Origin of the sequence: Thiobacillus sp. (genome assembly GCF_013693775.1) — a bacterium.
Classification (GTDB): Bacteria; Pseudomonadota; Gammaproteobacteria; order Burkholderiales; family Thiobacillaceae; genus Thiobacillus.
Genome location: NZ_CP059257.1, coordinates 414800 through 440858, shown reverse-complemented (window position 1 = coordinate 440858; position 26059 = coordinate 414800). Strand labels below are relative to the sequence as shown.

Here is a 26059-nt window from a genome sequence, read left to right as displayed (position 1 = left end):
TCAGGTTGACGTTATAGCAGCTACGCAGAACGCGTCGGGGATCACCTGTCCATGGCCTCGATTCACCTGAGCCTGCCCAGCCAGCCCGTGAGTTGCTCGATGCCGAGGCCGACACCGTGCGCCAGCAACGGCACCGCAGCAATCCAGATGGCCACCAGACCCAATGCCGCCACGCCGAGCCCGACCGAGAACATGTCCAGCCCCGGCGTGGTGCGGGCCACGATACCGAACGCCAGCTGGACCAGCAGCGCCAAGGCCAGCAGAGGCAGGGCAAGCTGCACGCCGGTGGCGAACAGCCAGCTGCCGGCTTCGGCCAGCTGGCGCACGTCCGTAGCGGCCGGCAGGATGGCGACCGGCATCGCCGCAAAACTGTCGCGCAGGGCATGCACGACCAGCAGATGGCCGCTCGCCCCCAGGAACGCCATCGCCGCCAGCCAACCCGCCAGCGCACGCCAGGCGGCATCCGCGGGTGCCGCCTGCTCGGCGGTCAGGGACAGCAGGCCGCCGGTCACGGTATGGCCGGTCCATACCAGCGCCGCGCTCACCGCAGCAAACACCAGCCATACGCACAACGCCAGCGCCGCGCCCCACACGACTTCCATGCCCAAAGCGAGTATGCCTTGCAGTGTGAACGGCGCGGTGGCGCCGAGCGCGAGGCCCGGCGCCAGCACCGCTGCCAGCACGGCGGCCAGGAACAGGCGCAGCAGCAACGGCAGGCGGCCGACCAGCGGGTCGAACAGGGTCCACCCGGCGAGGCGCGCGAAGGCGAATACCCAGGCCGACAGGCTCGCTTCGGTCAGGGGCATGATCTGCTCACTCCACCAGCCCCGGGAAATCAGTCAGCATGCTGCGCGCAAACTCGACCAGCTGCCCTCCCATCCAGCTGCCCAGCAGCGCCAGCACGAGCAGCACGATGATGAGCTTGGGTACGAAAGAGAGCGTCGGTTCGAGGATCTGCGTGGCGGCCTGGAACAGGCTGATGGCGAATGCCGTCAACAGTCCCGCCAGCAACACCGGCGCGGCGATCAGCATCACCAGCCAGAGCGCGTCGCGCGCAAGGCCTTCCATCAGAAGCTCCCGAGCAGCGAGCCGACCAGCAGGTGCCAGCCGTCCACCGTGACGAACAACAGCAGCTTCAAGGGCAGCGACACCAGCTGCGGCGGCAGCATGATCATGCCGAGCGCGGTCAGCACGGCGGCGACCACCAGGTCGATGACCAGGAACGGCAACACGACCATGAAGCCGATCTGGAAGGCGGTCTTGAGTTCACTCGTGAGAAAGGCCGGTGCAAGCGCCGCCAGCGACACGCTGTCCACCTGCTTCGGATCGATGCTTTTATCGTTCTCGGTGAACAGGCTGAGATCCTCGGCGCGGGTCTGCCGCAGCATGAATATTTTCAGCGGCGACGCGGCCTTTTCGGCGGCGGCGTTGAAGCTGAGCGTACCGGCGAGATACGGCTGGTAGGCCTCGGTATTGATGGTCTTCAACGCCGGCGACATCACGAACACCGTCAGCAGCAGCGCCAGTCCCATCAGCACCAGATTCGGCGGCGCGGTCGAACTGCCCAGGCCCTGGCGCAGCAGGAACAGCACCACGGCAATCCGGGTGAACGCGGTGAACGCCAGCAGCAGGGCCGGCAGGAACGGGAACAGCAGCAACCAGGGCAGGCTCGTTCCCGGCACGCCGAGCACCTGTCCTCCCGCGCCCGGCGTCACGCTCAGCAAGGGCACGCTGGCGTCCGCCGCCCAGGCCGGCACGCAGAAGCCGAGAAGCAGCCACAACCACACCCGCGTCTTCATCGTCCGTGCTCCTGCACCGACTCCGGCTTGGGCAAGGTATGCAGCAGGCGCACATTGCCGCCCCCACGCCCAGCAGTAGCCAGGTATCGCCCACCTCGACCGTCACCACGCGCTCGCGCGCACCCACCGCGGTCGTCCCCACCACCTTGACAGTGCCCTGCGCGCCCATGCCCGGCAGATAGCGACGAACGAACCAGGCAACCGCGACGAACCCGCCGAGAATGAGCACCAGGCTCAGCAGCACGGTGAACAGGCTGCCTGCGGTATCGGTCGCCGCCAGTGCCCAGGACGGAACCAGCAGCAAGATACCTGCCGCGAAGAATCTAGCCATGCCGGATGACCTCNCGCGCCCAGCGCGTCATGTCGGTTGTGGAATGCGGCAACTGCAGGGCAAGCCTTGCCTGCGTGGACGCAGCCGTGATGTGCCATGCCAGCGCAGGCGGCAGCGCGTCCGCCCCCGGCGCGTCCAGCCAGCTTTCCGCCAGCACGGCATCCAGTGTCCGCACGAAGCTGCCGGGAACGAAGGACGTCCCGCCCACCGCACTGCGGCCTCCCAGGCGGCGCGTCAGCCAGAGGGCGGCCAGCGTGGCATCGGGCAGCCAGGCCGGCGTCATCGGCACGTCGGCCAACTCGGGTGCCGGTTGCGCCATCGCCTGGACCGGCAGGCGCAACCGGGCGCTCAAGGTCGCGGCCAGCTTGTGGGTCAGGCGCGCCGGCAGGCCGCTGGACGGCGGCGCAGGCGCTTTCAGAAAGGCGATTTCGGCAGGTGTAAGTTCGAGCAGCTGCATCAGCGCCCCCGTCGCCCGGTATCGCGCCGGTGCGTCAGCTCCACCAATTCGTCGTGATCGCGTTGCTCGATGCGCCGCTGCAGGATGGCAGCCTGCGCCAGATGGCGCTGCTCCAGCAGGCGCAGTGCCTTCACCCGCTGTTCGGCCTGCATCCATTCGGCCAGTCGGGCCTGCCAGTCGCGGTGGGCGTCGTCGATGGCGGTTTGCGCAACCTGCATTTCCGCGGCTTGCGCGTACTGCAGCCGATTCTTTTCCAGCAGCTGCGCCGCCGTCACGCCATCGCGCAGCTCGACTGCCAGCTGCGCGATGTGCGCGTCGCGCAAGGCCAGCAACTGCACCTGCCGGCCGCGCGCGCAACCACACGCCATGCGCCAGCTTGACTTCGCGCGCCAGGGTTTCGCTGCGCCGTTCGGCCAGCTGCAGCACTCGTGCCAGCGAAAACGGCTTCACCCAAGCACCTCGTCGAGGTCGTCACGTGCAGCGTTCAGCGGCGCGCGTTCGCGCATGCCCTGCATCAGGTAGCTCTGCATCCGGGGNTACAGCCGTACGCCCTCGTCCAGCACCAGGTCGGCACCCGGCACGTAAGCGCCGACGGCGAGCAGATCGCGGCTGCGCATATAGCGCGAATAGAGATACTTGAAACGGCGGGTGCGTTCCAGCGCCTCGTCCGACAGCAGGTCGGGCTGCGCCCGGCTGATCGACGCCTCGATGTCGATCGCGGGNTAGTGCCCGGCATCGGCGAGGTCGCGGCTGAGCACGATGTGGCCGTCGAGGATCGCGCGCGCCGCATCGGCGATCGGATCCTGCTGGTCGTCGCCTTCCATCAGCACGGTGAAGAACGCGGTGATCGAGCCGCTGCCGCTGCGGCCGTTGCCGGCGCGTTCGGCCAGTTGCGGCAGCTTGGCGAACACCGACGGCGGATAGCCCTTGGTGGCGGGCGGCTCGCCAATCGCCAGCGCCACCTCGCGCTGCGCCATCGCGTAGCGGGTCAGCGAGTCCATGATGAGCAGCACGTGCTTACCCTGGTCACGGAAGTATTCGGCGATCGACATCGCGTAGGCCGCACCGTTCAGCCGCATCAGCGGCGGATGGTCGGCCGGCGCCGCCACCACCACCGCCCGCGCCATGCCTTCGCTGCCGAGGATGCGATCGATGAATTCCTTGACCTCGCGGCCGCGTTCGCCGATCAGCCCCACCACCACGACGTCGGCTTCGGTCATGCGCGCCATCATGCCGAGCAGCACGCTCTTGCCGACGCCGCTGCCGGCGAACAAGCCGAGTCGCTGCCCGCGTCCCACCGTCAGGAGACCGTTGATCGCGCGCACGCCGACGTCCAGTGTCTGCCGGATCGGCGCACGTTCGAGCGGGTTGATCGGGCGGCTGTACAGCGGCACCCGGCGCTCCAGCATCAGCGGCCCCAGACCGTCGAGCGGCCGGCCGGCGCCGTCGAGCACACGCCCCAGCAAGGTGTCGCCCACCGGCACCTGGCGCACCCGGTCCTGCGCCCGACGGCGCGGAATGTAGCGCATGCCGAGGCGCGGCGGCTGCGCCGCCAGCGGGTTGTCGGGCACGACNCGGGCGCCCGGCATCACGCCGTAGATATCGGTCGCCGGCATGATGAACAGGCGGTCGCCGGCAAACCCGGCCACCTCGGCCTCGATGCTCTGGCCGCCGGGAATCTGGATGTGGCACTGGCTGCCCACCGGCATCCGCAGCCCGACCGCTTCCATCACCAGCCCGGACACCCTCGTCAATCGCCCGCTGGTCGCGATCGGCGTCGCCCAGCTCACCGCACGCCGGCAGTCGGCCAGGTATTCGCGCAGGCGGACGGTACGATCCATCACTCGATCCAGTTCTGGTTGCTGCCGAGCACCTGCACCACCTGGCGCCAGCGTGCCGGCAGCGTGGCGTCGAGGTCGCCCTGCGAGGTCTCGATCAGGCAGCCGCCACGGACGATGCGCACATCCTCGACGATGCGCAGGCGGTTCTTGTCGAGCACCTGGTCGAGATGCGGGCGCACCAGCGCGGCGTCGTCCGGATTCAACAGCAGGCGCGCCTCGCGGCTGGTTTCCGCCATCTGCTTCAGCGCCATATTGACCACGTCGAGGATGCGCTCCGGACGTGCCGCCAACTCGCCCGCCACCACCTGGCGCGCGACGTCGAGCGCCAGTTCCAGCACCATGTCGGCGAGGCGGAAATCGAGGTTGTCGAGCGTCGAGGAAAAGCTCTCGGCCAGCTGCTTCATGCGACCGCAGGCCTGTTCCCCTTCCACGCGCCCCGCCGCCAGGCCTTCGGCATACCCTTCGGCACGCGCGGCCTCGCGCAATGCCGCCAGCTCGGCCTGCGGATCGGCCTCGGCGGGCGCAGCCTGGCCGGCGGACGCAGCCAGTTCCACCACTTCCCATTGTTCGAATGCGGTGGGNGTATTCGGCGTCGTGTCGTCTGTGCTCATGCCGCTTCCTCTTCGGGGCACTGGATCGCACCTTCAGCCGCCAGCCGACGCAGGCTCGCGCCCGCCTCGTCCTGCGCGGCCTGGATCGTGGTCACCGGCACCGGGCCCAGCGTATCGAGATCGACGCGCATGCGCTGCGCGGCGGTCGGACTCATCACGGCCGTCAGGGCATCGAGCACCTGCCCGTCGCTGCCCTTCAAGGCATGCAACAGGGTACGCGCAGCGACGTTGCGCAGGAAGGTCTTGCGGCTGGCCTCGGGCAGCCGCGCCAGATCTTCGAACGCGAGATTGCGCACGCGCAGCCGTGCGGCCAGTTCCGCATCGTTCCGGTCGAGCTGGCTCAAGGCGGCGGCGGCGCTGCCCTCGCTCATCTGCCCCAGCAGGCCGGCCACCGCGGCTTCGCCCTGCGGCGGCGCGGCGGCGTCCAGGCTGGCCAGCCAGTCGTCCAGGTCGCCCAGCATGTCGGCGCTCGGCGTATCGCTGTGCGCCAGGGCCAGCAAGGTGTCCGCGCGCGTCTTGCCGGGCAGCAGTTCGAGCACGGCGGCGGCGACGTCGCGCGGCAGCTGCGCGGCCACCACGGCGATCAGTTGGGACGCCTGGGCCTCCAGCAGGCCGGCGATTTCCGCCGGCTCGCGCCAGGCCAGCTTCTCCAGCGCCTGCGCGCCCGGCGCCCCCAGGCGTTCCAGCATGGCCTGCGCGCGCTCCGGCCGAAATGCCTGTCGCAGCGTCTCGTCGAGAAAACGGCCGGTATCCGCCGCGAATCCGGTCTGTTCGGCGGCCTCGGCGGCGTAATCGCGCAGGATCGCGCGCACGCGCTCGCGCGGCAGCACGTCGAGCTCGCGCATGGCGCTGCCCAGCCGGCTGACCTCGAGCGGACTCAGGTAGCGGAATACGGCTGCCGTGGCGTCCTCGCCGAGGGCGAGCAGCAGCGCAGCGGATTTTTCGATGCCGGCCTGGCTCACGCGCGCATCCAGAGCTTGATGACATCCGCGGTCACGCGCGGATTGGCCAGCACCTGGCCTCGGGTTGCCTCGAGTTCGGCGTCGAGGTCCACGGCGGGCGGCTCGACGGCCGGCACAGACCGCGGGCGCCGCCAGACGGCCACCCCGAGGAGCAGAAGCAGCCCGCCCCCGACTGCGGCCAGCATCCAGGGCTGGAAGTCAACGATCCCGGGTGTCGCCGGCGGTTGGCTGGCCGGCGGCATGGGCGCAAGCGAACGCGGAGGCTGCATCTGCGGCTGCGCGACGGCTGCAGCGGGCTGCGCGGCGTGCGTCGCAGGCAGCGCATAGACATTCACCGTGTCGCCGCGCGACGGCACCAGCCCCAATGCCTGGCGGGCCAGCTGACCCGCACGGCCGAGTTCGGCGGCGCTCGCCTCAAATCCCAGGATCACGATGGCATTCACGCGCCGGATGCGGCCTTCCGGCGTATGCGTGGTGCGCACGGTCTTCTCGAGCGGATGCGTCCGGCCACCCACCACGACGTTGCGTACCCGTTCCACTGTCTGTTCGACGTCGCTGTCCTCCAGTGTGGCCGTGACCTGCACGCTCACGCGGTCCTTGCCGAGCCAGGGTGTCAGCACGGCCAGCGCCCGCTGCGCCAGATCCTGTTCCACCGCCCGCTGCCGCGACTGCACCACCTCGGGCACCGTGTCGCCCAGCAGCACGCCGCGCGGGTCGAATACCTGCACCTCGGACCGTTTCATGCGTGGCACGCTGGCCGCCACCAGGGTCTGGATCGTCGTCACCTGCTCAGCCGACAGCTGCGCGTTCGGGCGCAGGCGCACCAGCACCGCAGCGGTGGCCGGCGGCGCATCGCGCAGGAAGGGCGAGACCTTGGGCAGGGCAAGATGGACGCGCGCCAGCTCGACCGTTTCCAGCGACTGGATCGAGCGCGCCAGGTCGCTTTCGAGCGCGTGCTGATAGCGCTGCTGCTCTTCCAGCGACGAGGCGCCGAAGCGGGGCGCGCGATCGACCTCATCCTGCGCGTCGGCGTCGGACCGGGGCAGGCCGCGCGCGGCCAGACGGTAACGCGCCACATGCAGCTGATCGGCCGGCACCTCGATGCTGCCGTCGGCGGCGGACAGGTGATAGGAAATATTGAGCTGGTCGAGCGCGGCGATGACCTCGCCGCCCGCCCGGTCGGACAGTTTCGGGTAGAGCACGCGGTAGTCCGCCGGATTGAGCCACACATAGGCCGCAGCCAGCGCCGCCAGCGGCACCAACACCAGCAGGACGAACATGAAGCGGCGCAGCGGGCTCGCTTCCGCGATCAGATCGCGCAGACTGCTCAGCCAACCCGGCACTGGACGCACCTCGTCTGCGGGGTCGGGCTGGGCTGTCGGGTCTTGATGGCTTGTATCGTCACACGGCGATTATAACCAGTCGGGCGTGGCCACAGCGCGCAATACCACCTGCACCTGCCCCGCCCGCTCACGGCTCTGGAACCACCAGATGCTCCCCTTNTTCACCGACAGGTCGCCCGCCTGCCCGGTGAGCAGGCGCATCGCCACCTGCCCCAGCGTGGGCTGGTGGCCCACGACCAGCACCGGATAGGCCGCATCCGGCCAGTCTGCCGCGGCCAGCACGTCGTCCGCNGCTGGCCCCGGCGCCAGCGCCGGCACCCGCTGGAAGCCTCGCCCCAGAGCCTGCGCGGTCTGCAGGGTGCGGGTGGCGGGGCTGACTAGGATCCGGATGTCCTGCGACAGCCGCGGCGTCAGCCAGTCGGCCATGCGCGACGCCTGCTTGCGGCCCTTGTCGGTGAGTTCGCGCTTGAGGTCGGGAATCGCGTCATCGGCCTCGGCATGTCGCCACAAAATGAGTTCCATCGGTTTTCCTCGAAAAATCCGGCATCCGTTCACAGGCAAGACCGCCGCATGGCGCCGGGGTTCGCCACGAATCTACCAGTAAGGCCTCGATTTCAGGAATGCGCGGATCGCCCCNGCACATTCGCCGTCCGCCACGTCCGCCTGTTTCGCCGCCAGCCAGCCGAGGGCAAAGTCCCCCATCGCGCCCGCCTCNCTCCCCGCCATCGTCAGCAGGCCCGACGCGATGTGCGCGTCGTTGGCCCGCCCCAGGCTGTCCTGGGCCGTGCGCAACGCCGCCAGATACCCCGCCTGCCGCCTGCCGTCGAACAGCGTCTGGAANAACTCGGCCGCATACCGCTGGCGCTTGATCGCGATGCGCAGGGCATGCCGCCGGGCCGGCGGCAGCGTGGCGAAATCGCGTGCGCCGCGCACGATCGGACGATGCCCNTTCTGCAGCGCCCGGCGCGCCCAGGCGTCCAGCGGCGACAACTGGATGAAACGCTGCGCGGCCGGCACCGTCTGGCCCTCAGTATGCGCATGCCAGCCATGCCGCAGCAGCCAGCGCTGCATCGCCAGCAGCCAGGCGCCGGGATGGGCCTGCGCCAGCGCTTCCCGCATCGCCGCCCGCACTGCGCTGCGGCGCGCCTCCAGCGCCGCCATGCCGTGCTGCCAGGCGTCGGCGTCGGGATAGTGCGGCGCGATCGCCGGCAGGGTTTCGCCGCACAGCACGTCCCAGTCACGCGCCGGACCCAGCGCGGACGCCAGCGCACGCAGTTCGTCCAGCAGCCCGGGCGGCAGCGCGCACGCCGTCCGGAACAGCCGCAGCGCCGCGCGCAGGCGCCGCAACGCCACCCGCGCCTGGTGCACATATTCGATGTCGTCTGACGCCCGCACCCCCGGCAGATTGGCCTGGAACTGCGCCAGACAGGCCTGGACGATCGCGGCAAAGCCCGCTTCCACACCCATGCCGTCGTTCAGCGCGAGCGGCACGGACTTCACCGGCACCGCCCCAATCCCATGCGCCAGCCGCACGCCGCGCTCGGCCTTGCTGACGTCGAACGGCAGGCAGTCGAACGCAGCGGCCCAGTCCAGCGCCAGCGCGAACAGCGCATCCGGCTGGCCGGTCTTCAATTCGAGCTCGATCTCGCAGATCGGCTGACTGCGTGCGCCTGCAACCACCTCGCCGACATCGAGCGCCACCTCGACCTGCGCGCCGCCTTTGCCGGCAATCAGCCAGGCCGTGCGATGGAAACGCGTCTCGAACACGGGCGCCAACTGCGCGCGCAACGCCTCCGGTACATAGGCCAGCGCCTCCGGCGGGAACCGGCTCCAGTCCGGCGCCCCGCGGCTGACCGACATCTCGAATTCGACGCGCCGCGACAGTCCGCCCTGCCGTTCGCCCTCGGTCTTCAGCGTCTGCAGCCAGCGCCGTCCCACCCGCCGCACGCGCAGCGCCACGCCCTGCGCGCTCAAGGCGAAGTCCGGGGTGTCGAAATAACGGGTGACAAGGTCCTGCTGTGTCGGCACGCTGCGCCGCCGCGCCATGCGTTTCACGAAGGCCGCAGCCTGCTGCGGCGGCAACGCCAGCTTGAGTTCGATTTCCATTGGATGCGGCGTTGTCATATAACTGTCATGTCAGGGTCGAACACGGGCGTTTATCATTGAAACACACCACGAATAAATTCATCATGAATCTGCCCAGCCCCGATACCCTCATCAACCGAGAGCTCGGCATTCTCGCGTTCCAGCGCCGCGTGCTGGCCCAGGCCGAAGACCCTTCCATGCCGCTGCTGGAGCGTCTGCGCTTCCTCTGCATCGTCTCGAGCAACATGGACGAATTCTTCGAGGTACGCGTGGCCGGCCTCAAGGAACAGATCCGCGCCAATTCGACCCAGCGCTCGCCCGACGGCCTGACGCCGCGCCAGCAGTTCCGGGCAGTCTCGGAAACGGCGCATGCGCTGGTTGCGCGCCAGTACGAACTGTTCAACAAGGCGATCATTCCCGAGCTCGCCGAACACGGCGTCCACTTCATCCGCCGCACGCACTGGAGCGAAACCCAGGCGGCCTGGATCCGCGACTACTTCTTCCGCGAACTGATGCCGGTGCTGACGCCGGTGGGGCTCGACNCCTCGCATCCTTTCCCGCGCGTGCTCAACAAGAGCCTCAACTTCGCGGTCGAACTGTCCGGACGCGACGCCTTCGGCCGCAATTCCGGCGCCGCCGTGGTGCAGGCGCCGCGCTCCCTGCCGCGCGTCATCCGCCTGCCGGAAGAGATCGCCGGCTGCGAATACGGCTTCGTCTTCCTGTCGTCGATCCTGCACGCCCACGCCGGCGAACTGTTCGCCGGCATGACGGTGCAAGGCTGCTACCAGTTCCGCGTCACCCGCAACTCCGACCTCTTCGTCGACGACGAGGAAACCAAGAACCTGCGCCAGGCGCTGCAGGGCGAACTGCCGCAACGCCACTTCGGCGCGGCCGTGCGGCTGGAAGTGGCCGACAACTGCTCGGAATCGATGGCGGCCTTCCTGCTGGCGCAGTTCGAGCTCGAAGCCGACGACCTCTACCAGGAACAGGGACCGGTGAACCTCGTGCGCCTGATGCAGGTGCCCGACTGGGTCGACCGCCCCGACCTCAAGTTCGCCCCCTTCATCCCCGCCCTGCCCGCGCGGCTGGCCAAGGACGAGGACATCTTCGCGCAGATCCGCAAGGGCGACATCCTGCTGCACCACCCCTTCGAATCCTTCCAGCCGGTGATCGACTTCATCGAGCAGGCCGCCGCCGACNCCCACGTCGTCGCCATGCGGCAGACGGTGTACCGCACCGGCACCGACTCCAAGCTGATGCAGGCGCTGATCCAGGCCGCGCAGTCGGGCAAGGAGGTCACCGTGGTGGTCGAACTGATGGCGCGCTTCGACGAGGAAGCCAACATCAACTGGGCCGCCAAGCTGGAGGAAGTCGGCGCCCATGTCGTCTACGGCGTCGTCGGCCACAAGACCCACGCCAAACTGGCGCTGGTCATCCGCCGCGAAGACGGCGAACTGCGACGCTACGCCCACCTGGGCACCGGCAACTACCACGCCCGCACCGCGCGCCTGTATACCGACTTCGGCCTGCTGACCACCGACGAGACCATCACCGCCGACGTCAGCAGCCTGTTCACCCAGATCACCGGGCTGGGCAAGGCCGGCAAGCTGAAACGCCTGTGACAGTCGCCGTTCACCCTGCACAGCGAAGTCGTCGCCGCCATCAACCACGAAGCCGAACTGGCGGCCGCCGGCAAGCCCGCCGCCATCATCGCCAAGATGAACGCGCTGCTGGAACCGCAGGTCATTGCCGCCCTCTACGCCGCCAGTCAGGCCGGGGTGAAGATCGATCTCATCGTCCGCGGCGTGTGCGCGCTCAAGCCCGGCATTCCCGGGCTGTCCGAACACATCCGCGTGCGTTCGGTGGTCGGCCGCTTCCTCGAACACACGCGCATCTTCTATTTCAGGAACGGCGGCGACGACAAGGTCTTCCTGTCGTCGGCCGACTGGATGGACCGCAACTTCTTCCGCCGCATCGAGACCGGTTTCCCCATCCTCAATCCCAAGCTGAAGAAACGCGTGATCGCCGAAGGCCTGAAACCCTACCTGCGCGACAACGTGCAGGCCTGGGACATGCTGCCCGACGGCAGCTACCGCCGCCGTACCAAGCGCCGCGCCAAGGCCTACAGTGCGCAGGTCGAACTGCTGGCACTGCTGACCAAGTCAGCCTAGAAGCGCTTCCCCTACTCCGACGCGGCGTTTCGCACTCGCCTGCGACCTCGCCCGATGCCTGCTGCGCGTCCGATCAGCGACGTGGATGGGATTTGTCCTACAAAGTGTTCGTATCCCACTGATACGTTCACACCCCACCAAGCCTTAAGCTGACTTCCAGTCCACTGAGCCCAAGAACAAGCCCGCGTGAACCATTCAGCGTTCAGCGAGCATATGCAGCTTGATGCAAGGGCTCCACGCCCCTGCCAACGAATACAAGGCTCAGGCGACGCAACTTTTATTGTGTTGCATCGAGACCCAATCGATATCAATTAGACGAAAGGCCAAAAATGCGAACCAACCCCTTGATATTCAATCTCCTGGGCGCTGCCCTTCTTTCCGCGGGCACTGTCTCTACCCACGCGGCCGACGGCCGTTTCTACGACCCCGCANATGCAGCCAGTCCCACCGGAAAAACCATCGGCTACGAGCTGTACCGCACGATCGGATGTCCCGGCCGGGGCTTGCTCGACACGCCGTNNGCCCGGTTCCGAAAGATGTCGACAGCGATGGCGACGGCGTCGTCGACAGCAAGGACAAATGTCCCGACACGCCGAAGGGCACCGAGGTCGACGCCAACGGGTGTCCCATTCCAGTCGCCGCGCCCGTTGAGCCGGCACCGGCCCCGTGACGGAGCAGAAACCGGAGGCTGAGCAGCAGGTCGTCACCCCGTGCCGGTCCCGGCGCCGCATCGCATGGTGCTCGAAGGCGTGAATTTCAATTTCGACCGCGCCGCGCTGCGTCCGGAAGACCGCGACGTCATCGACAAAGACTTCGCCAAGCTCAAGGAGTGGGGCGACGTCAAGATAGAAGTGGCGGGCCACACCGACAGCATCGGCAGCGACCGCTACAACATGGGCTTGTCGCTGCGCCGCGCCAATACCGTTCGCAACTATCTGATCAGTAAAGGCATCCGCGCCGACCGTCTGGTGGCCAAGGGCTACGGCGAATCGCAGCCGATCGCCAGCAACGACACCGACGAAGGCAGGGCCCAGAACCGCCGCGTCGAACTGAACCAGATCAAGGAATAAACGCGTTCTCCACCGCTCTCCCTGAGTGGATCTACGGGAACCCAGGTTCCCGTTTTTTTGTCGGCATGGGCGGCGCCCCCAGGACGCGAGGCATGCGCTGCGATTGACGGCGTCGCAGCCGGTTCCGATCTTCCGGACTTGAAAACCTCGGCACCGCCCCCATTTCCCGTTGCGTCGTGTTTGTTTTACGGGAGATCAAGGCATGTCCGCCACCACCAAAGAAACCCTGGGCTTCCAGGCCGAAGTCAAACAGCTGCTGCAGCTGATGATCCATTCCTTGTATTCCAACAAGGACATTTTTCTGCGCGAACTGATTTCCAACGCCTCCGACGCCGCCGACAAGCTGCGCTTCGAAGGCCTGTCGGATGCCGCGCTGTATGAAAACGACCCCGACCTCAAGATCCGTGTCGCCTTCGACCGAGAGGCGCGCACGCTGACGATTTCCGACAACGGCATCGGCATGAGCCGGCAGGAAGTCATCGACCACATCGGCACCATCGCCAAGTCCGGCACCCGTGAATTCTTCAGCCAATTGTCCGGCGACCAGAAGAAGGACGCCGCGCTGATCGGCCAGTTCGGCGTCGGCTTCTATTCCGCCTTCATCGTCGCCGACAAGGTGACGCTCACCACCCGCCGCGCCGGCCTCACGTCCGAACACGGCGTGCGCTGGGAATCCGCCGGCGCCGGCGACTACACGCTGGAAACCGTCGAGAAGCCCACGCGCGGCACCGAGATCGTGCTGCATCTGCGCGAAGGCGAGGACGAGTTCCTGTCCGACTGGAAGATCAAGTCGGTCATCCGCACCTATTCCGACCACATCACCCTGCCCATCGTGATGAAGAAGACGGAATGGAAGGACGGCGTGGAGACGCCCACCGACGAGGACGAAACCGTCAACCGCGCCTCCGCCCTGTGGGCGCGCGCCAAGAAGGACGTCACCGAGGACGAGTACACCGAGTTCTACAAGCACGTCGCCCACGATTTCGAGCCGCCGCTGGCCTGGTCGCACAACCGCGTCGAGGGCAAGCAGGAATACATCTCGCTGCTCTACGTGCCCTCGAAAGCGCCGTTCGACCTCTGGGACCGCGAGAAGCGGCATGGGATAAAACTGTATGTGCGCCGCGTCTTCATCATGGACGACGCCGAGCAGCTGATGCCGCAATACCTGCGCTTCGTGCGTGGCGTCATCGACTCGGCCGACCTGCCGCTCAACGTCTCGCGCGAAATCCTGCAGAACAGCCGCGACATCGACGCCATCAAGAATGGCTCGGTGAAGAAGGTGCTGGGCCTCTTGGAAGACATGGCCGAGAACCAGCCCGAGCAATACGCCACGTTCTGGAACGCCTTCGGCAAGGTGCTGAAGGAAGGCCCGGGCGAGGACTTCGCCAACCGCGAGAAGATCGCCGGGCTACTCCGCTTCGCCTCCACCCACACCGACACCGACGCCCAGGTCGTCTCGCTCAAGGACTACATCGGCCGTATGAAGGAAGGCCAGAGCGCGATCTACTACATCACCGCCGACAGCTTCGCCGCCGCCCAGCACAGCCCGCACCTCGAGATCTTCCGCAAGAAAGGCATCGAGGTCCTGCTGCTGTCCGACCGCGTCGACGAATGGCTGGCGAGCAACCTCAATGAATTTGACGGCAAGCCGCTCAAGTCCGTCGCCAAGGGCGGCCTCGACCTCGGCGAACTCGAAGACGAAGCCGAGAAGACCGCGCAGAAGGAAGCCGAGGAATCGATGAAGCCGCTGGTCGAGCGCATCAAGGCCACGCTCGGCGAGCGCGTCAAGGACGTCCGCGTCACCCACCGGCTCACCGACTCGCCCGCCTGCCTGGTCACCGGCGAAGGCGACATGAGCGCCAACCTCGAACGCCTGTTGAAGGCCGCCGGCCAGGCCGCGCCGACCGTCAAGCCCACGCTGGAGATCAACCCGACCCACGCCCTGGTCACGCGGCTCAGCAGCGAGTCCGATGAAGCCCGCTTCGCCGACTGGGCCAACCTGCTGTTCGAGCAGGCGCTGCTGGCGGAAGGCGGCCAGCTCGACGATCCGGCGAGCTTCGTCCGGCGGTTGAATGGGTTGCTGGCGATGTTGCCGGGCTAAGCAAGCAAAAGACCGTTCGTGTTGATCGTGAGCCTGTCGAACGATCGAAACACGAAAGACCTTAATCGTTGTTCCAAGCGCGATTGAGCAATCAGTCGCGCTTTTCATGCCCGCCCGTGATAACAGGCTTGCAATACGGTATCCGATTGGATACATTGAAGCATGAACACCTTTCTGCGTTCGGAAGAATTCGATGCCTGGCTTTCAGCCCTGAAGGACAAAATCGGGCGCGCCCGAATCATCCACCGCATCCGCTCCGCCGAGCATGGCAATTTTGGCGACTGCGAACCGGTTGGCGAAGGGGTCTCCGAAATGCGCATACACTTCGGGCCAGGCTATCGGGTCTACTACACCCGGCGAGGCGAGGTGATCTATCTGCTTCTGCTGGGCGGCGACAAGTCCACACAGAAGCGCGACATCAAACGGGCCATCGAGATGGCGCGTGCACTGGACAAGGAGTGAACCATGGCCAAATTTTCCACCTTCGACGCCGCCGACTATCTCGACAACGAGGAAACCATCGCGGAATACATCACCGCCGCACTGGACGACCCCAACCCCGATGTCTTCCTCACCGCCGTGCGCGACGTGGCCCGCGCCCGCGGCATGGCCCAACTCGCCAAGGATGCCGGGCTGGGACGCGAAAGCCTGTACAAAGCCCTGACCNCCGGCGCCAAGCCCCGCTACGACACCATGCTCAAACTGCTTCACGCGCTGGGCGTCAAGCTATCGGCTACGCCGGTTCACCAATGATGAATGGATATGGTGTCTGACCCCGCTTGTTCCGCACGCAACAAATGTCCAAGCCATATGAAACCTCCGCCTTCACGCGAAAAGGAAAACTTTTCTTCATTACATCACTTGAGAAGCATCGCGATTTAAGCGCCTTACTCTGCGAGATTGAGTTCGTCTTCAAGAATCCCCAGACACGTGAAGTTGTCCTCTACTTTAAGGAACGCTTCCGCCCATTCCCAAATATTCTAGTGCCCCTCGCTTGCGCGATCGATCACTTGCGTCGCAACGGCAGAAACGTTCGAGTCAACAAGACGTTTGATGAACTTGAGGAAACCAGCTACTTAACGCCCCGTGTCGCTCATGCCGATCAGTTGGCTGGAACGTCTCCTGCTGGCCGGGTGTGGAAGTACGAAACGCCCGAAGATGCATACATACTTCTTGCTGCCACTATCGATCATCTCTCCTTCCAGCTCGAGTGGGAGCGGGGGACCCTGCATGCGTTGGAATGGTCGTTATACGAGGTGCTTGATAACGTTTTTCAACATTCTGGGGTCCATGCTGGTTTCTTCATGTTTCAAGTGCAGCAGCAGCAACGCCGGCTTTCCTACTGTGTAGCAGACCAAGGATGCGGCATATACAGTTCGCTCCGCAATTCAATACATAAACCCGCCAGCCCTCTTGATGCTATTACTCTTGCTGTCCGGAAGGGCGTGACGCGCAATCCAAGATCCAACATGGGCAATGGGCTTTGGGGCACTACGGAAATCATTGCGCGAACCAAAGGTCAGATCACAATCAGTAGCGGTGGCGCTGCTCTCTACTTCAATCGCGCAAATGGGCAGGCCGAATCCGTCCCAAAAGTTCTGGTGCTCGACCGCAGCTATCCGGGTACGTTCATAGATGCCCAGATCGACGCTTCGGTCGAAGTTCAAATGAGCGAAATGTTCGATACTCGTGCAACGCCAGTGAATCTGCGGGTGGAGAACTTGGAGGATGAAGATGGTGCCCTCAGAGTTCTTCTGAGAGACATGAAGATTGGCGCAGGCACGCGCCAATCTGGTGAGCTTCTTCGCACCTACACGAGAAACCTACTAAATGAGACCGAGACTCGCGTCATCATAGACTTCGAGGGAGTAGGCATTGTGAGTTCAAGCTTCGCAGACGAGTACATAGCGAAACTATATTTGCAGCTCGGTGCAGAGACGTTTAACAGCAGAATCCGACTCAATGGAATGAATGAAACAAATAACATAATCGTCAGATGCGCACTCGGCCAGCGTCTCGATAGCGACTAAAGGAATCAAAGAGCCCTGGCTCGAATATTTTGGCGTATCGCGGTAACTGACCGCACCGCCACGGGCTTAGGTCTTGCATTAACCCATCCGCCCACCTGAAAACCGCGGGTAATAAAACAGTGGGGCACGTCCTGCAATGCAACGCTGATGCGGCCGGGTGAACCATCACGCCAAGGAGGCTATCCACCGTGGACATCGCTCGAATATTCAACATCACCGAAAGCGCGCACCGCATCCACAACCCGTTCACGCCCGAAAAGCTCGCCACGCTCGGCGCGGCGCTGCGTCTGGAAACGGGAACCCGGGTGCTCGACCTCGGCAGCGGTTCGGGAGAGATGCTGTGCACCTGGGCACGCGATCACGGCGTCGTCGGCACCGGCATCGACCTGAGCCAGCTGTTCACCGAGCAGGCGAAACGTCGGGCTGAAGAACTCGGTGTCGCCGACCAGGTCGAGTTCACCCACGGCGATGCGACAGGCTACGTCTCCGACCAGAAGGCCGGGGTGGCAGCCTGTGTCGGCGCCTCGTGGATCGGGNGAGGTGTCGCGGGCACGATCGCGCTTCTGGCGCAGAGCCTTGCCCCGGGAGGGATCGTCCTCATCGGCGAGCCCTACTGGCGGCAGATGCCGCCGACGGAAGACGTTGCCAGGNGGTGTCTTGCCGGTTCGATCTCCGACTTTCTCCGGCTTCCGGAACTGCTCGCGTCTTTCGGCCGTCTCGGCTACGACGTGGTGGAAATGGTTCTGGCAGACCAGGACAGCTGGGACCGGTACGAGGCGGCCAAGTGGCTGACCATGCGCCGATGGCTTGAAGCCAACCCCGACGACGAGCTGGCGAAGGAGGTGCGCGCCCAACTGACGTCGGAGCCCGCGCGCTATGCCGCTTACACGCGTGAATACCTGGGCTGGGGCGTGTTCGCGCTGATGGCGCGGTGATGCGGACGACTCGGTAGAAAACCAAAGGGGCAGGCTGAACTGACCCTGGTTGGCGCTGACCGCAAATCTTCTGCACAATGCCGCCTTTGCATGACAGGAGTTCCGCATGGCTTCGGGACAAATCCACATCGCCATCTTGAATCCCGGCGTCGAGATCACGCCGCTGCGGCTGCGTGGCTGGCTGCAGAAGGAGGCGGCGGTAATCAACAACCGCGCCAACCCGGGCGACGGGGCAATTTTGCGGCTGTTTCTCACCAAGACGCTGCGCTATGGTCTGCCTGGCAAGAAGCTCGACGCGATCTTGCAGGCGCTGACCGAAAAATATCCTGCCGTTCTGCGTATCGAGGTGCAGCTGATCGACGCGCCACTGACCGCCGACGAGATGGCGGAACAGACCCGCATCGCCAACGCCGATCTTCAGAAATTCATGCAGCGTGCGGAGGAATACGCCAAACGCAAGCAGGCCGAGGCGCTGGAGAACACGCGGCCTGCGCCGATCCAGTGGCACACGCTANAAAGTGCGCTGGATTGAGCGAATGGAAGCGCAGCGGTAACCCGACTGAAAGTAGCATGCAAACCCTTTTCTCCCTGATCGAATCCNCCTTCCACCCCGATTTCAGCGCCCTGTACCAGAAGCTGGGCATTGCGGCGCAGCGTTTCGACTCGGCCCGCAATCTTCATCGGGCGATGCAGAAACAGCCGCCGGATTTCTTCGTGNGGGAATTTATTTACGGCTGGGGTAACAATTACGCCGGCGCCAACGTCTCGAACCTGGACGTCACGATCCGCACCCTGCAGCGCTTCGCGCCGCAGGCGAAGGTCATCGTGTTCATGCATCCGCGTGAAGAGGACCATATCGACAAGCTGCTGGAACTGTTTCCCATCCATGCGGTGCTGGCCTACCCGGTGAGCGAGCAGGCGATGCAGGCGGCATTGCAACCCCTGGCGTAAATCCGTTGCGAGCAGACACCTCGAAACGGGGTCGGGCCTGGCAATTCGACAGGCACATGCGAGACCTGGCCATTCCACTGCCCTGCCCGTCCCAAGCCCACCGGCAATCAACTAGGCCTTTCAAATCCATACGCTATCCTGTCGTGTGGAGTGCCTGCCGAGGGCTTTATGCCCGCCGTGAATCGAGGTGTTGACCGCCGGGCACGTTGCCATCCCGTTCGACCCGGCGAAAGGAGAGTGAGCATGGCCGTTACCAATACGCGAGGGAAACCGATGTCTGACATGATTCTGTTAGGGACGCGCAAGGGCACCGTCATATTCGATCGCAACCATTCAAACTGGCGTCCCCGTCCTATCGTCCATGCGGGCATTCCCGTCTGTTACGCGGCGCGCGATCCGCGTGATGGCACCCTGTGGGCTTCCCTGGACCACGGGCATTGGGGGCCCAAGCTGGCGCGTTCGCGTGACGGAGGCGCCAGCTGGGATGATGTGACGTCGCTCAAGTATCCCGAGGGCGCACGCTATATCGTCAAGTACCTGCCTACCCCTGACTTCGATCCGGCCTCGCCGTCCGCGCGGCCCGAGTATGCCAATGCAAGCGTATACAAGATCTGGAACATTGCGTTTGGCCATGCCAGCCAGCCGGGCAGGCTGTATGCCGGCACGATCCCCGGCGGCCTGTTCGTCAGCGATGATGGCGGTGATAGCTGGGAACTCAATCAGCCGCTATGGAACCACGAGAGTCGCGGTGGCGATTTGTTCGCCGGCGATGCGACGTCCGAGAACCGCTGGAATGGCACGCCTGCGAGCATAGATTACGGGGTGTTCGAACCCGGCATCCATTCCATTATTGTCGATCCGCGCGATGCGAATCATGTTCATGTTGCGGTATCGACCGCCGGTGTCATCGAGACCACCGATGGCGGCCGGACCTGGACGGGACGTAATCGCGGCATGACGATGGACTATCTTCCGACCCCGGAAGCGGATTGGGGCCATGACCCGCATTTCGTGACCGCCTGCCCCGGGCAGCCGGACCATCTCTGGCAGCAAAACCACTGCGGCGTTTTTTACAGCGACGACGCTGCACGGAACTGGAAANAAGTCAGCATGCCCGATGCGGGTGTGCATTTCGGTTTCCCCATCGCAGCAGACGCGAATGACGGGCGTACCGCGTGGGTCGTGCCGGCGCGCGCGGATTCGGAACGCATGGCGATTGCGGGCGGTTTGTTTGTTGCGCGGACGATCGATGGCGGGCAGTCATGGCAGACTTGTCGGCACGGCCTGCCGCAGGAGAATGCCTACGACATCGTCCTGAGGCATGCGCTCGATGTGGCGGGCGATCGTTTATGTTTTGGCAGCACCACCGGGAATCTCTATGTGTCGGAGGACCGTGGGGAGTCATGGCAATGCCTCGGCAACAATTTCCCGCCGATCTATTCGGTGCATTCGGCTGAACGCCATGCCTACTGTTCAGATGACGCAACATCTTTACCGGTTCTTTCCGCAACTGGAGAACCGGACGATTACGGTGCCTGCCGGCTCGGTCTCCGAAGTTTTGCGCGCAGTCAACGAGATCGCCCCGGGCTTTGCCGATTACGTGCTCGACGAACATGGCGCGTTGCGCCGGCATGTGATGCTCAGTATCGATGACACCGTCGTGATTGACAGAAAGACACTCTCCGATCGTGTCCCCGATGGGNGGACTGTATACATTTTCCCGGCCTTGAGCGGGGGCTAGACCGGCCTTGCACATTCGGTTCTGCTGGGCCAACCAGTCCTTCCCGGATGGGGTGCGGCGCCAGGCGGATGGAACCCTGCGGTGAACCGGCAACCGGCGACACCCGCCTATCGACAGCCCCCGTTACGGCGCCACTACGCGCCGCGCATGACGCACCAGCAGCGGAAGCGCCATGCGGTTGACCAGGCCCGGCAGGTGCAGCGGCTTGAGCAGCATTTTCACCGTCATCTCGTAAGGATAGTGGGCACGCGCCCAATGCCCGGCCGTGTGTTGAAAGCGCTGGAAGTCCCGGGGNCCGAATGTCTGTCCAGGGTGGCGCACGGCATGGGCGTTNTTCAACGCCAGGTAGGCGTCCTCCTGGCCGATTTCCCCGAGTCGCTGCCGAATGACGCGGGCCACTTGCCAGCGCGAAGGGCGTTCCCGTTCACGATACCGCAGGAAGGCATGATAGAAGTACTTGTAGTGCCCCACTTCGTCGTCACGGATATGGCCCACCAGCGTGGCCAGCACGGGCTCNGGACTGACTCGCTGCAGCAAACCATACAGCCCCGAGGTACCGGTTTCCACGACGCAGCGTGCAACCATTTCCAGTGCACGCGTGGGCTCCAGCAGTTCCGTTTGGCAATACGGGCGATAGTCCGTGCAGAACCCGTCAAACGCCGTCTGCCAGTCGAATGCGGGCCACACCGTCTCCACGTAGCGTCGCAGTGCGCGTCCGTGCTGCAGTTCCTCCGGTTCCCATCGCTCGCGCAGCCATTGGCTGGCTTCGGCATCGCCCTTCATGTGGTCCAGCAGATTGTGGGTGTACAAATCCGCCAGGCTCTCCACAAACGAGGCCGCTGCGAGCACATGGAACCACGTCTCTTCATGGGCGATGCGGTCGTGCGCGATGCGGTCGAACGCAATCTGCTCGATCGACCAGGGATGCGGCGCGACGAAGGCGGCGTGGGAATCCGGCATATCAGTTCATCTGCGTGGGCTCCTGGTCAGACCCGCCAGGGTGACTGCGGTTCATTTGCACGAATTCAAAGACGCGAGACTGGACTTAATACAGCCGCAACATAGGGTATAAAGTGGGTTTGCGCGATTCGTTTCAGACCGTAAGTGGAGGCAATCATGCAATCAAATAGACATGCCGCGGCGGCGTCTTGGCCGATGTATGGCTCTGCCACGACCACGCTCAAAACCCCGGCTGCTACCCCGCAGGGCACCGATCGACCGATGCACCGCATGACGTTCAGGATGCTCTTCATGGGGTCGGTTTTCGCTTGTGCGCTCGCGAGCCCGGGCCCGGCTCCTGCCGCGGAAGCCGAGGCGGACACCCCTGAACGCGTGCTCGTGCCGTTTAATCCTGGCTGGCAACTCACGCCCAATCGTTTCGACCCATCCCTCCTCGCGCAAGATATTGCCAGCGCGACGGATGTCACGTCTCCAGCCGCGCCCACACCTACCGACACCNCCTGTCGCGCAGCTCGAAGGTTCCGTAAAAGGGAGGCTCGCCCCAACTATGCCCTTCCGGCCGTGGAGATTATCGGATTCAATTTCCTGCTCAACCGGTTCAACTACCACTTCATCGACAAACCGGTCTACGACACCAGCCTGCAAACGATCCGGGACAATTTGAGCGCCAAATGGGTGGTCGACACCGATCCGTTCGCGGTGAACCAGTTCATGCATCCGTATCAGGGCTCCGTTTATTTCGGGCTCGCACGCTCGTCCGGCCTCGACTACTGGAAATCGCTTGGCTATACCTTCGGCGGCAGCCTGATCTGGGAGATCGCCGGCGAGACGGGGCCGCCTTCCATCAACGACTTCGTCACCACCGGCCTCGGCGGGACGTTTCTCGGCGAACCGCTGTTCCGCATGGCGAACCTGCTGCTGGAGCACGGCGGCGACACGCCTGGATTCTGGCGTGAAACGGGGGCAGCGGCGATCTCCCCGCCGCTGGGCTTCAACCGGCTCGCCTTCGGCGACCGCTTCCGCGCGGTGTTTCAGAGTCACAACCCAGCCACCTACAGCTATGTCCGTTTCGGCTGGAACAAGATCGATGACGCACTCGATGGCATCGTGGGCCAGACGGTGAAACGCGATACGGCCACCGCAGACTTTCACATGTCCTATGGGCTGCCCGGGAAGAACGGCTATCGCTATACGCGTCCGTTCGACTACTTCGATTTCGATTTCACCGCGACGACCGCCAACGTGTTCGAGAACATCATGAGCCGCGGCCTCCTGATCGGAAAGGAATACGCGGCGGGCGACAACTACCGCGGCATCTGGGGCCTCTATGGCAGTTACGACTACATCTCGCCGCAGACGTTTCGCGTCTCGAGCACCGCGGTGTCGTTCGGCACGACCGCGCAATGGTGGATTTCGGACAACGTGGCACTACTGGGCACCGCCCTTGCGGGTGTGGGCTACGGAGCCGCCGGGACCATACACGGTCAGGGTGAGCGCAATTACCATTACGGCGCCACGCCGCAGGCGCTCCTGTCGCTGCGCCTGCTATTGGGTGAGCGCGTCAACGTCGACTTGACGGCACGCTCCTACTACGTCAGCGATGTGGCGTCGACCGAGGACCGGGGCACCGAGCGCATCTTCCGGGGAGATGCGGCGTTTACCATGCGCATCCACGGCCCCCACGCTCTCACGCTCAAGTACAACGCCTCGCGACGGGATGCGCGATACCCCGATATTCCCAACACCCTGCAGACCGTGAGAACCGTGAGCCTGCTCTACACCTACTATTTCGGCGATGCCAGGTTCGGCGCAGTCGAGTGGCGGGAGGCGGGCGAACGCTGAAGGGGTATCGGCGACGCGCGGCTCGCAGACACCACCCATTGGCCCCGCCAACTGAAGCGCGCGACGAGACTCGCGGATTAAAGGCGGATAAACGGGCCAGGGTCAAAATACCTCGCAACCCTGACGGGTTTCGAGTCCGGCCGGGGATGTCCCAATGCCATTGCGCTGGCCTCGGCGATCAGCGCCGATTGATACTGATCCGCCCGGGCCCCATGAGTAGCAGCGCAATCGCGGTGAACAAGAACATGCCCTGCAGTTCCAGCGCCCAGCCGCCCTGCTCGTTGAGGCTTGTGAGCTGCGCGAGGTGGGCAAGCGCGAAGGCAAAGAACATGTTGGCGGCGACCAGCGCGGCGCCGATGCGCGCGTAGAAGCCGGCGATGAGCAGGAGCGGGCCGAGCACTTCGCCGACATACACGCCGTAGGCGAAGAAGGCGGGCATGCCCATGCCGGTCACCATGCCCTCGATCGGGGCGATGCCGTGCCGGAGCTTGGCGATGCCATGCAGCAGAATCAGGGCGCCGAGGGTGAGACGCAAGACCAGCTTGCCGATATCGTCCAGATTGTTTTTCATCGTCATGCTCCCGGTTGAGGATACGGTGTGAGGACCATTGTGTCGTAAGGTGCTTTCACCTTAAGGCATTGGCTTCAAGACGCAAGGCCGGATCTTTCCAGTCCCCATCGCCTACCGGCCGGCCTGCGCCCGCTTCCATGCCGCTGGCGGCAGGCCGACCATACGCTTGAACGCGCGCGAGAACGCGGCTTCGGATTCGTAGCCCACTTCCAGGGCAATGGTCGCCACGGTGCGATTCGATTCCCGCAGCAGCCGGCTGCCGAGCTGGATGCGCCAGCTGGCGAGGTAGTGCATCGGCGGATCGCCGAGGGTTTGCATGAAGCGTTCGTGCAGCGCCGAACGCGACAGGCCAACTTCGCGGGCGAGGTCGTCGACCGTCCAGGGCTGGTCCGGACGTTCGTGCATGCGTTCGAGCGCCTTGCCGACGTAGCGGTCGCGCAGTCCGGCGAGCCAGCCGGTCGCGTTCTCGGGCAGGGTGTCGAGATAGCGGCGCGCGGCGTCGACGAACATCATCTCGGCAAGCCGTTCGAGCACGGCGTCGCCGCCGGGCCGTGGACTGCTGGATTCGGCGACCGCCTGCTCGATCACGCGGGCGGCCCAGCCGCTGGCGCGTTCAGCCGGCAGATGCAGGATGGGCGGCAGTGCCGCGATCAGGGGATTGAACGGCCGCAGGTCGCAGCCGAGGAAGCCGCACACGGCGATCATGTCGGCCGCCTCGACGGGCAGCGGCGACCCCGGCTCGACCACGCCATGATGAAAGGCGATCGGCATGGGCTTGGGAACGTTGCGGGTGGAGAACACCCACTCTGCCGTCCGGCGCAGCGGCTCGATGCCCGGCGCGCTCGACAGGACGTGGCGATCGCCCTGCGGAAACATGACGATGTCGCCGGTGGCCAGTTTCACCGGCGGCTGGCCGGCGACCGCGGCCCAGCCGTTGCCCTTGGCGATCATGTGGTACTCGATGACATGTTCGCAGCCGGGCATCACCGCTTCGGCGATCTCGCCGGCCGGCGGCGCCTCGGTGGACCAGGGATCGCTGCAGCTCACGTAATAGAACACGGCACCGCGCACGCGCACGGTGCGCAGCAGATCGGAAAGTGTGTCTCGACTCATGGGCGTGGACCTTTCGACGGGCGATCGATCGGGAAGCGCAAACCTGCAATCGGGGGCAACGAATCCCGGACGCTTGAGCATATTTGCGCGACGCAAAGTGAAGTGTCAATCAGCGGGCTTCGTGACAATGAGGGCGCTGACTGGCCGGCTGCGATGCGGGGACGACGCATCGCTTTGAAAGCCGGGCAACCAGGCAGCGGACGACCGGCCCCGCCGGTCCCATTCCATCCGAATGAGGAGAGGAGCATCCCCATGACTACCGAACTGAATGTTTGCACCCCGGCCGCACCGTCCATGGCGCCTGCCCCCGGCCCGGGCCAGGTCGATTTCGGCGCGGTCAAGCAGCGCCAGCACGCCACTTGGGCGAGCGGCAACTATGCCATCGTCGGCACCACGCTGCAGATCGTCGGCGAACACCTGGCGGAAGCCGTGGACCTGCGTGCCGGCGAAGAGGTGCTGGACGTGGCCGCCGGCAACGGCAACGCCACACTGGCGGCGGCGCGCCGCTTTGCCCGCGTGACCTCGACCGACTATGTGCCGGAGCTGCTCGAAAAAGGCGCCGAACGCGCCCGCGCCAATGGGCTGGAAGTTCGCTTCCAGACGGCCGATGCGGAAGATCTGCCGTTTGCCGACGGTGCCTTCGATGTCGCGCTGTCCACGTTCGGCGTGATGTTCGCGCCCGACCAGGCCCGCGCGGCACGTGAGTTGACGCGCGTGGTGCGTGGCGGCGGCCGCATCGGCCTGGCGAACTGGACGCCCGAAGGCTTCATCGGCGACCTGTTTCGCCTGATCGCTTCCTATGTGCCGCCGCCGGCCGGCGTGCAGTCGCCGATGCGGTGGGGAACCGAGCCGCGCATCGTCGAGCTGTTCGGCCCGGACGCCACCGACATCCGCTGCGAGCGGCGCCGCTTCAACTTTCGCTATCAATCCGCCGCGCACTGGATCGAGGTGTTCCGCAACTTCTACGGCCCCACCTACAAGGTGTACGCCGCACTCGACCCCGATCGGCAGGCGAGCCTGACCCGGGACATCGGCGCGCTGCTCGAACGCCAGAACGTCGGAGGCGCGCATTCGCTGGTCGTCCCCAGCGAGTATCTGGAGGTCGTGATCACCCGGAAATAGTCCGCCACGACCGGGCCGTGACC

General features: G+C 65.1%; 24 protein-coding genes and 2 pseudogenes. 11 read left to right on the top strand and 15 right to left on the bottom strand.

The annotated features are described in order from the left end of the window. Positions 1-62: 62 nt before the first annotated feature. The 12 genes and pseudogenes from HZY77_RS02210 to HZY77_RS02155 all read right to left on the bottom strand — a co-directional run bounded on the left by HZY77_RS02210 (position 63) and on the right by HZY77_RS02155 (position 9468). Positions 63-806, bottom strand: a complete 744-nt coding sequence (locus HZY77_RS02210; protein ID WP_296818301.1) for a flagellar biosynthetic protein FliR — start codon at positions 804-806, stop codon at positions 63-65. 7 nt (positions 807-813) lie between these two features. Next, positions 814-1068, bottom strand: a complete 255-nt coding sequence (gene fliQ / locus HZY77_RS02205) for a flagellar biosynthesis protein FliQ (RefSeq protein WP_296818299.1) — start codon at positions 1066-1068, stop codon at positions 814-816. Next, on the bottom strand, positions 1068-1799 hold the full coding sequence (fliP, locus tag HZY77_RS02200; protein WP_296818297.1) for a flagellar type III secretion system pore protein FliP: 732 nt from the start codon (positions 1797-1799) through the stop codon (positions 1068-1070). The genes fliQ and fliP overlap by 1 nt, the downstream gene beginning before the upstream one ends. 118 nt (positions 1800-1917) lie before the next feature. Next, positions 1918-1968, bottom strand: a pseudogene (locus HZY77_RS02195) (flagellar biosynthetic protein FliO); the annotation flags it as partial. Positions 1969-2122: 154 nt separating this feature from the next. Continuing rightward, positions 2123-2587 carry a hypothetical protein gene (locus HZY77_RS02190; protein WP_296818295.1) on the bottom strand — a complete coding sequence of 155 codons (465 nt, stop codon included), beginning with the start codon at positions 2585-2587 and terminating at the stop codon, positions 2123-2125. Continuing rightward, complete coding sequence (locus HZY77_RS02185) at positions 2587-2955, bottom strand: flagellar export protein FliJ (protein ID WP_296818293.1); 369 nt, start codon at positions 2953-2955, stop codon at positions 2587-2589. The genes HZY77_RS02190 and HZY77_RS02185 overlap by 1 nt, the downstream gene beginning before the upstream one ends. Before the next feature lie 78 nt (positions 2956-3033). After that, on the bottom strand, positions 3034-4428 hold the full coding sequence (fliI, locus tag HZY77_RS02180; RefSeq protein ID WP_296818291.1) for a flagellar protein export ATPase FliI: 1395 nt from the start codon (positions 4426-4428) through the stop codon (positions 3034-3036). Beyond that, the gene (locus HZY77_RS02175; RefSeq protein WP_296631771.1) at positions 4428-5039 is read right to left on the bottom strand and encodes a flagellar assembly protein FliH; all 612 of its coding nucleotides are present in this window, start codon (positions 5037-5039) and stop codon (positions 4428-4430) included. Before HZY77_RS02175 ends, fliI begins: the two co-directional genes overlap by 1 nt. Continuing rightward, positions 5036-6001, bottom strand: a complete 966-nt coding sequence (locus tag HZY77_RS02170; protein ID WP_296818287.1) for a FliG C-terminal domain-containing protein — start codon at positions 5999-6001, stop codon at positions 5036-5038. The genes HZY77_RS02175 and HZY77_RS02170 overlap by 4 nt, the downstream gene beginning before the upstream one ends. After that, positions 5998-7344, bottom strand: coding sequence for a flagellar basal-body MS-ring/collar protein FliF (gene fliF, locus HZY77_RS02165; RefSeq protein WP_296818285.1), 1347 nt, complete (start codon positions 7342-7344; stop codon positions 5998-6000). The genes HZY77_RS02170 and fliF overlap by 4 nt, the downstream gene beginning before the upstream one ends. A gap of 69 nt (positions 7345-7413) precedes the next feature. Then, complete coding sequence (locus HZY77_RS02160; RefSeq protein WP_296818283.1) at positions 7414-7866, bottom strand: histidine phosphatase family protein; 453 nt, start codon at positions 7864-7866, stop codon at positions 7414-7416. A 72-nt stretch (positions 7867-7938) separates the two neighbouring features. Next, the gene (locus HZY77_RS02155; protein WP_296818281.1) at positions 7939-9468 is read right to left on the bottom strand and encodes a CYTH and CHAD domain-containing protein; all 1530 of its coding nucleotides are present in this window, start codon (positions 9466-9468) and stop codon (positions 7939-7941) included. A gap of 65 nt (positions 9469-9533) precedes the next feature. Between HZY77_RS02155 and ppk1 the strand changes: the two are divergent. The 9 genes and pseudogenes from ppk1 to HZY77_RS02110 all read left to right on the top strand — a co-directional run bounded on the left by ppk1 (position 9534) and on the right by HZY77_RS02110 (position 18687). After that, positions 9534-11600 (top strand): annotated as a pseudogene (gene ppk1, locus HZY77_RS02150) (polyphosphate kinase 1). 710 nt (positions 11601-12310) lie between these two features. After that, a complete protein-coding gene (locus tag HZY77_RS02145; RefSeq protein WP_296818279.1) occupies positions 12311-12670 on the top strand; it encodes an OmpA family protein in 360 nt (119 codons plus the stop codon). A gap of 202 nt (positions 12671-12872) precedes the next feature. Then, entirely contained in the window at positions 12873-14771 is a 1899-nt protein-coding gene (gene htpG / locus HZY77_RS02140) for a molecular chaperone HtpG (RefSeq protein WP_296818277.1), read from the top strand. 162 nt (positions 14772-14933) lie between these two features. Then, on the top strand, positions 14934-15233 hold the full coding sequence (locus HZY77_RS02135; RefSeq protein ID WP_296818275.1) for a type II toxin-antitoxin system RelE/ParE family toxin: 300 nt from the start codon (positions 14934-14936) through the stop codon (positions 15231-15233). Positions 15234-15236: 3 nt separating this feature from the next. After that, positions 15237-15524 (top strand): addiction module antidote protein, encoded by a 288-nt coding sequence (locus tag HZY77_RS02130; RefSeq protein WP_296818273.1) that lies wholly within the window; start codon positions 15237-15239, stop codon positions 15522-15524. 26 nt (positions 15525-15550) lie between these two features. After that, the gene (locus tag HZY77_RS02125) at positions 15551-16801 is read left to right on the top strand and encodes an STAS-like domain-containing protein (RefSeq protein WP_296818270.1); all 1251 of its coding nucleotides are present in this window, start codon (positions 15551-15553) and stop codon (positions 16799-16801) included. A 188-nt stretch (positions 16802-16989) separates the two neighbouring features. Next, positions 16990-17736, top strand: a complete 747-nt coding sequence (locus HZY77_RS02120; RefSeq protein WP_296818268.1) for a class I SAM-dependent methyltransferase — start codon at positions 16990-16992, stop codon at positions 17734-17736. A gap of 106 nt (positions 17737-17842) precedes the next feature. Then, the gene (locus HZY77_RS02115) at positions 17843-18268 is read left to right on the top strand and encodes a hypothetical protein (RefSeq protein ID WP_296818266.1); all 426 of its coding nucleotides are present in this window, start codon (positions 17843-17845) and stop codon (positions 18266-18268) included. Positions 18269-18306: 38 nt separating this feature from the next. Then, complete coding sequence (locus HZY77_RS02110; protein ID WP_296818264.1) at positions 18307-18687, top strand: hypothetical protein; 381 nt, start codon at positions 18307-18309, stop codon at positions 18685-18687. 1864 nt (positions 18688-20551) lie between these two features. Here the strand turns inward: HZY77_RS02110 and HZY77_RS02100 are convergent. Further along, positions 20552-21388 carry a ferritin-like domain-containing protein gene (locus HZY77_RS02100; RefSeq protein ID WP_296818262.1) on the bottom strand — a complete coding sequence of 279 codons (837 nt, stop codon included), beginning with the start codon at positions 21386-21388 and terminating at the stop codon, positions 20552-20554. 561 nt (positions 21389-21949) lie between these two features. Here HZY77_RS02100 and HZY77_RS02095 point away from each other — a divergent pair. Then, positions 21950-23230, top strand: a complete 1281-nt coding sequence (locus tag HZY77_RS02095; RefSeq protein ID WP_296818260.1) for a DUF3943 domain-containing protein — start codon at positions 21950-21952, stop codon at positions 23228-23230. 178 nt (positions 23231-23408) lie between these two features. On the opposite strand, the gene HZY77_RS02090 is transcribed toward HZY77_RS02095, so the two are convergent. Both HZY77_RS02090 and HZY77_RS02085 read right to left on the bottom strand, forming a co-directional pair. Beyond that, positions 23409-23801, bottom strand: a complete 393-nt coding sequence (locus HZY77_RS02090) for a DoxX family protein (RefSeq protein WP_296818258.1) — start codon at positions 23799-23801, stop codon at positions 23409-23411. A 111-nt stretch (positions 23802-23912) separates the two neighbouring features. Beyond that, on the bottom strand, positions 23913-24914 hold the full coding sequence (locus tag HZY77_RS02085; protein ID WP_296818256.1) for an AraC family transcriptional regulator: 1002 nt from the start codon (positions 24912-24914) through the stop codon (positions 23913-23915). Positions 24915-25166: 252 nt separating this feature from the next. Between HZY77_RS02085 and HZY77_RS02080 the strand changes: the two genes are divergently transcribed. After that, the gene (locus HZY77_RS02080) at positions 25167-26036 is read left to right on the top strand and encodes a class I SAM-dependent methyltransferase (protein WP_296818254.1); all 870 of its coding nucleotides are present in this window, start codon (positions 25167-25169) and stop codon (positions 26034-26036) included. Positions 26037-26059 lie beyond the last annotated feature (23 nt).